A 4,521-nucleotide genomic window follows, 5' to 3' on the forward strand; every position below is an offset into this window, starting at 1 on the left:
CCGCGGCCTGCGCTATTCGTTCGGCTACAGCGCCTGTCCCGACCTCGCCGATCAGGCCAAGCTCTTCAAGCTGCTCGACCCGGAGAAGGCGATCGGCGTCACGCTCACCAGCGCCTATCAGCTCGTCCCCGAGGCCTCGACGAGCGCGATCGTCGTCCACCACCCCGCGGCGATGTACTACCTGGTGAAGGTGTAGCGGCGCCTGAGCATGAACGCCGAGATCCAGAAGCCCTTCCGGGCCGCCGCGATCCAGGCCGCGCCGGTGTTCCTGGACCGCGAGGCCACGGTCCAGAAGGCCTGCGACCTGATCGCGCATGCCGCCCGTGAAGGCGCGCGGCTGATCGTGCTGCCGGAAACGTTCATCCCCGCCTACCCGGCGTGGGTGTGGGTGCTTCCGCTCACCCGGCGTCCCGAAGTCGCCGCGCTCTACCGCGAGCTGGTCGAGCAATCGGTCGACGTGCCCGGGCCGGACGTCGAGCGGCTCGGCGCCGCTGCTCGCGCGGCGCAGGCGTGGGTGGCGGTCGGTGTCAACGAGCGGAACCAGGATCGCAGCCGCACCACGCTCTACAACACGCTGCTCCTGTTCGATGCCGGCGGGAACCTGCGCAGCCGCCACAGAAAGCTCATGCCGACCGGCGGGGAGCGCATGGTGTGGACGCCGTCGGAGCATGCGGATCTGGTGGTCCAGGACACACCGCTCGGGCGGCTGTCGGGCCTCATCTGCTGGGAGAACTACATGCCGCTCGCACGGTACGCGCTGTACGCGCAGGGCTCCGAGATCCACCTGGCGCCGACCTGGGACAAGAGCGAGCAGTGGCTCGCGAGCCTGCGGCACATCGCGCGCGAGGGACGGGCGTGGGTGATCGGCTGCTGCCAGGCGCTCCACATGAGCCAGGTGCCGGCTCGTTATGCCTTCAAGGCGGCCTATCCCGTGGGCACCGAGTGGATCAACTCCGGCAACTCGATGATCGTGGACCCGGACGGCGTCGTCGTCGCCGGGCCGCTCGAGGCTCGCGAAGGAATTCTCTACGCCGAGATCGACCCCGGGCGGGCGGCGGGCTCACGCTGGATCTTCGATGCGGCCGGCCATTACAGCCGTGGGGAGCTGTTCGACTTCGCGGTGCGCGACGGCGCCGGAAAAGCGGCGAAGCCGCGCCGCAAGTCCGCTCCACGCCCGGCGAGGCGTGCGAAGACCCAACCCCGGTCACGACGAAAGGCTCGCCGATGACCTCCGCGACCGGGATGAAAGTGGAGCCGGTCACTCTGGAGGGGCGCCGGGTTCGGATGGAGCCGCTCGATCTCGGCCGGCACTTCGATGGACTGGCCGCGGTCGGCCTGGACGATGACCTGTGGCGCTGGACGCTCAACCATCCGAAGACGCCCGACGACCTGCGCAGCTATTTGGAGACCGCGCTCCACGAGCAGTCGCGGGGCCGCTCGCTGCCATTCACCACCTTCGATGTCGCGAGCGGGACGATCGCCGGATGCACACGCTTCGGCAACATCGACGTGCCGCTCCGCAAGGTCGAGATCGGCTGGACCTGGGTCGGGCGACCGTTCCAGCGTTCCTACGTCAACACCGAGGCCAAGTACCTGATGATGCGGCATGCCTTCGAGAGCTGGGGCTGCGTGCGGGTCGAGCTCAAGACCAACGTGCTCAACCGGCGCTCGCGGGACGCGATGCTTCGCATCGGTTGCATCGAGGAGGGCGTGCTGCGGAACTTCGGCATCAGCGACGCCGGCGTGCCGCGCGACACGGTCTACTACAGCGTGATCGACCGCGAGTGGCCCGCCGTCAAGGCGCGGCTCGAAGGCATGATGGCGCGGTGACGCCGCCGTTACTGGGCCGACGGCTTCAGATGGAGCGGCACGACGCGGGCCTGGTCGATCAGTCCGCGACGAATCAGGTCGTCGGCCGCGCGCTCGGCCTTCTTGCGGCTGCTGAAGGAGCCGAGCACCACCCGGTAGGCATCGCCGTCGGGGTCGCTGGCCTCCATGACGCGGGTCGAAAGACCGGTGAGCTCCGAGAGGCGTGAGCTCTCCGCGCTCGCGCGGTAAGGATCGAGATAGGTCGCGACCTCGATGCCCTGCCAGCGCGGGCGCGAGGCCGCGGCCGTATCGGCGGACACTCGGATCTGAGCTGCCGTGCGTGTCTTGTCACGCCGGCGGGATGGCCGTTCCTTCGGTTCCGGCGTCGGCTCCTGCGACGGCATGGCGACCACGGCTGCCGAGTCCGCCGGCGCTCCGCCGGTGGACTTCATGCGCGGCACGAACACGACCAGGGCCGCGAGCACGACCACGCCGCCGGCCGTGGCGGTGATCCACGTGGTGTCGCGCCGCCCGCGTCCTCCCTTCGGGGGCGGTGCTCCGGCCTTCCGCGGCGCTTTCGGTCCCGTGCTCGATGCCATGGCCAGGTTCTCGGCGGCCACGTCGAACTCCGCTTCGGGATCGCGCTCGTCCTGGAGGAAGACCGCCGTGTCGGCCCCGGCACGAACGCCGATCTGGATCGGATTGTCGGGATCGACGAACCGCGAGATCCAGTCCCGCACCTCGGGCTCGCCCGACGACCGTGGCGGAAGGGACTCGGCCTGCGGCTCGGGTTCGGCCGGCGGCGGGGGAGCCGGCTTCTCGGACTGGGGTGGTTTCTCGGCCGTCTTGGCGACCGGCTCGGCTTTCGACACCGGCTTCGCCGATGGTTTCGCCGCGGGCTTCGTCGCGGGCTTGGATTCCTTGGCCGGAGGAGCGATCGGCATTTCGGTGGCGGGTTTCTCGGCGGCGACCGGGCTGGGCGAGGCGGGCTTGTCCCCGGCGACCGGAGGCGCGCTGGGTTTGGGGCGGGGTCGCTCCGCGGGGGCCTTGGGCGCCGGCGGCGGCGTGGCCGTGGGCGCGGGTGCGGGCGTGGCGGCCGACGTCGCAGGCCTGGCCGGGCTCTCCGCCGCGCCGCGTAGCCACGTGCCGGCTGCCGAAGCCTGCACGTGCTTCACCGTCACGATCTTTTCCGAATCCCGGGCCGCGGCCTGGAGCGCGTGGCTGGCAAGGGTGTTGATCGAGCGAGGCACGCCGCGCGTCAGTCGATGGATCTCGATGCAGGTCTCGTCCGGGAAGGCCTCGGCCGCGTTGCCCCCGGCGGCTGTGACCCGATGGTGGATGTAGCGCCAGGTGTCCTCGCCGCCGAACGGTCGAACCCGGAGATGCGTGCCGATGCGCTGGCGAAGCTGCCCCAGGTCGGGCTCGGAAAGTCGGGCATCGAGGGTCGCCAGGCCGACCAGGACGATCTGCACCAGGGGCCGCCCCTTGAACTCGAGATTCGAGAGCAGGCGCAGCTCTTCGAGCAGCTCGAGGCTCAGATTGTGGGCCTCGTCCACGACCAACACCGGAGCCCCGTCCTCGCGACGGATCTCGGCCAGATGACGCTCGAGCTCGGCCAGCAATCGCGGCTTCGAGACCGCCTCGGGCAGATCGACGCCGAAGCGCAGGCAGATCTCCTCGAGCAGCTCGGCGCGGGTCAGCGCCGGATTGGTGATGAACGCCGACCAGGCTTTCTCGTCGGTCAGGACCTGAGTGACGATCGATGTCTTGCCAACGCCCGCTTCGCCCGTGACCAGGATGAACGGCTCGCAGGCGCTCAACGCCTGGCGGAAGCCGGCGACGACCTCGGCGCGCTGATCGTGCTCGTAGACCAGGCGTGGATCGTGGCCCGCCGCGAAGGGATTCTCTCGCGGGCCTGGTTGGTTGTCGGACATGGCGCGCCTCGGAGTCGAGAAGGTCGAGGAGTTCTCAGGAGTTATCGGCGGGCCGGGCCGCCGCCTTGCGTGGCTTTCGAGGGGGTCGCGCGCCGTATACTTCGGCCATGACGGAAGTTCGGAGTCGACCCCCCGGCCCGGGCCGGGGCTCGGGGCTGGCCAAGCTCGCCTTTCTGGCGTCGCTGCTGCTGGCCGTCCCCGGCTGCAAGGAATCCACGAAGTACCCGTGGATGATCGTCCCGGGCGTCCGTGTCGGCCCCATCCCCGCCGATGTCAGCGAGAACGATCTCCGCGCCCGCTTCGGCGATCAGATGCGGCCCTTCGCCTACTCGTTCGGGGAAGGCGAGTACGTGTCGGGCGCCGTGGTCTTCCCGACCGACACGCTCAAGCGGATCGAGATCGCGTGGCGGGACACGGTGGCGCGGCGCGAGCTGAAGACGGTGAGGATCGAAGGCTATTCCAGCGTGTGGCGCCTGGAGTCACGGGTGCAGCTCGGCACCGATCTCTTCGAGCTCGAGCGCCTGAATGGAAGGCCCTTCAAGCTGGCGGGGTTCGCGTGGGATCAGCAGGGCGTCGTGCTGTCGTGGGAGGGAGGCTCGTTGATGTCGGGGATGAAAGGGGTCTACGTCTACCTGGCGCCCGATCCCAAGAGGGTCGGCAGCGATGCCTGGCGCCGCGTGCTCGGAGACCGCGAGTACATGTCCGACGACGGAAACATGCGCTCCATGAACCCGCGCGTCGCCCGGATCGTCGTGGCGTTCGATATCGCCGCGCCGCG

General features: G+C 69.6%; 5 protein-coding genes. 4 read left to right on the plus strand and 1 reads right to left on the minus strand.

Annotated elements, in window-relative coordinates; all coding sequences use genetic code 11:
* From VFQ05_18635 to VFQ05_18645, 3 genes are all read left to right on the plus strand, one after another.
* Positions 1 to 196, plus strand: a 196-nt coding sequence (locus tag VFQ05_18635; GenBank protein HET9328788.1) for a vitamin B12 dependent-methionine synthase activation domain-containing protein, incomplete at its 5' end; no start/stop codon positions are given.
* 12 nt (positions 197 to 208) lie between these two features.
* Positions 209 to 1,228, plus strand: coding sequence for a carbon-nitrogen hydrolase family protein (locus VFQ05_18640; protein ID HET9328789.1), 1,020 nt, complete (start codon positions 209 to 211; stop codon positions 1,226 to 1,228).
* On the plus strand, positions 1,225 to 1,830 hold the full coding sequence (locus VFQ05_18645; protein ID HET9328790.1) for a GNAT family protein: 606 nt from the start codon (positions 1,225 to 1,227) through the stop codon (positions 1,828 to 1,830). The genes VFQ05_18640 and VFQ05_18645 overlap by 4 nt, the downstream gene beginning before the upstream one ends.
* An 8-nt stretch (positions 1,831 to 1,838) precedes the next feature.
* Here VFQ05_18645 and VFQ05_18650 read toward each other — a convergent pair whose 3' ends face one another.
* Positions 1,839 to 3,743, minus strand: a complete 1,905-nt coding sequence (locus VFQ05_18650; GenBank protein ID HET9328791.1) for an AAA family ATPase — start codon at positions 3,741 to 3,743, stop codon at positions 1,839 to 1,841.
* 107 nt (positions 3,744 to 3,850) lie between these two features.
* Between VFQ05_18650 and VFQ05_18655 the strand changes: the two genes are divergently transcribed.
* Positions 3,851 to 4,521: hypothetical protein (locus VFQ05_18655; protein HET9328792.1), on the plus strand; the 671-nt coding region annotated here is incomplete at its 3' end.

The sequence above is a fragment of the Candidatus Eisenbacteria bacterium genome (genome assembly GCA_035712145.1).
Taxonomy (GTDB): Bacteria; Eisenbacteria; RBG-16-71-46; order RBG-16-71-46; family RBG-16-71-46; genus DASTBI01.

Bases quoted from the DNA above. Each gene is read 5' to 3' on its own strand.
- VFQ05_18640 (HET9328789.1), top strand. From the start codon at position 209: ATGAACGCCGAGATCCAGAAGCCCTTCCGGGCCGCCGCGATCCAGGCC.
- VFQ05_18645 (HET9328790.1), top strand. From the start codon at position 1,225: ATGACCTCCGCGACCGGGATGAAAGTGGAGCCGGTCACTCTGGAGGGG.
- VFQ05_18650 (HET9328791.1), bottom strand. From the start codon at position 3,743: ATGTCCGACAACCAACCAGGCCCGCGAGAGAATCCCTTCGCGGCGGGC.